This is a genomic window from Massilia sp. CT11-108 (assembly GCF_047302915.1).
Lineage (GTDB): Bacteria > Pseudomonadota > Gammaproteobacteria > Burkholderiales > Burkholderiaceae_D > Telluria > Telluria orientalis.
The window spans coordinates 1-1338 of record NZ_JBKYMO010000909.1 but is presented as its reverse complement, the minus strand read 5'-3'; the positions used below and the strand labels follow the sequence as shown (position 1 = coordinate 1338).

General features: G+C 69.3%; 1 protein-coding gene. It reads right to left on the bottom strand.

Features of this window, described 5'->3' with window-relative positions:
* The coding region (locus ACEN88_RS31900; protein WP_413346192.1) for a PAS domain S-box protein at positions 1-1285 on the bottom strand (1285 nt) is incomplete at its 3' end.
* Between the last annotated feature and the right edge of the window lie 53 nt (positions 1286-1338).

Sequence of the window (1338 nt, the reverse complement as noted above, 5' to 3'; positions counted from 1 at the left end):
GAACAGGCGATGGCCATCGCGCCCCCGGGCCGCCCCGCAGGACACGCGCGAGCGGCACTTCGTCCGGCGCGAGCGGCGTGTGGCCGTCCGCTTCGTACAGGGCGTAATGCGTCGGCCAGTCGGCCGTCTTCACGCAGGCGCGGTCCAGGCCGTGCAGCGTGCGGGCCTTCTTGTTGAACAACGTGAGGTTGCCCTCGGCGTCGCAGGCGACGACGGCGACGTCGATCGATTCCAGCACGGCATCCAGCAATTCCTGCTTTTCGTCGAGCTGCTGGCGCGTGCGGTTGCGCTCGGAGACGTCGTCGAGGAACGCGCCGACGCAGCGCCGGCCCTGCCATTCGTAGGCGCCGACTTTCATTTCGACGGCGATGCGGCGGCCGCTCGCGGTCAGCGCCGGCAGCTCGATCTGCCTGTCGACGACGGTGCTGCAGCCCGTCTCGAGGAAGCGGCGCATGCCTGCGGCGTGCGCCGCGCGCAGTTCTTCCGGCACGATCAGGTCCGCCAACGGACGGCCCACGGCCTCGCTCCGGTTCCAGCCGAAGATCCGTTCGGCGGCCGGGTTCCATTCGGTGATGCGGCCCTCGGGATCGGCGCCGACGAACGCGCTGTACGACGTCGCGACGATCGTCCGGTTCCAGCTTTCGGCATCGCGGAGCAGCGTCTCGGCCGCCTTGCGGTGGGCGATTTCCGTGGAGAGGTCCGCGAGGCGGGCTTCCAGTTCCACCGTGCGCTGGGACACACGCAGCTCCAGTTCCGCGTTGAGCGACTTGAGGGCCTGCTCGGCCATCACGCGCGCCGTCGTGACTCGGGCCTGGTTCAGTTCCACCTCGACCAGGTCGGCCAGGTCGCGCAGGCACTGGCGCTGCGCGTCGTCGAAACGGCGCGGGTTGCGGTCGACGATGCACAGCGTGCCCACGGCCTGGCCGTCGCAGAAGACGGGCTGCCCGGCATAGAAACGGATGTGCGGCCCGCCCTTGACGAGCGGATTGTCGGCGAACCGCGGATCCGCGGCCGCATCCTCGACGACCAACATCTCTCGTTGTGCCACGGTGTGGGCGCAGAAGGCATCCTCGCGGGCCGTCTGTTCCACGTCCAGGCCGCAGCGCGACTTGAACCATTGGCGCTTGTCGTCGACCAGCGTGATGAGTGCGATGGGCACGCCGAAAGTCATCGCGGCCAGGCGCGTGTAGCGGTCGAAGCGGGGCTCCGGCCGGGTATCCAGCAGGTCGAGCGCGGTCAGTGCCGCGAGGCGAGAAGTTTCCGAGATCGTCTTGGTCATCAGCATGGGCCGTTCCAGGTGGGGTGAACGGCGGCGGGGCAGGGGCCGCAAGGAAGGCG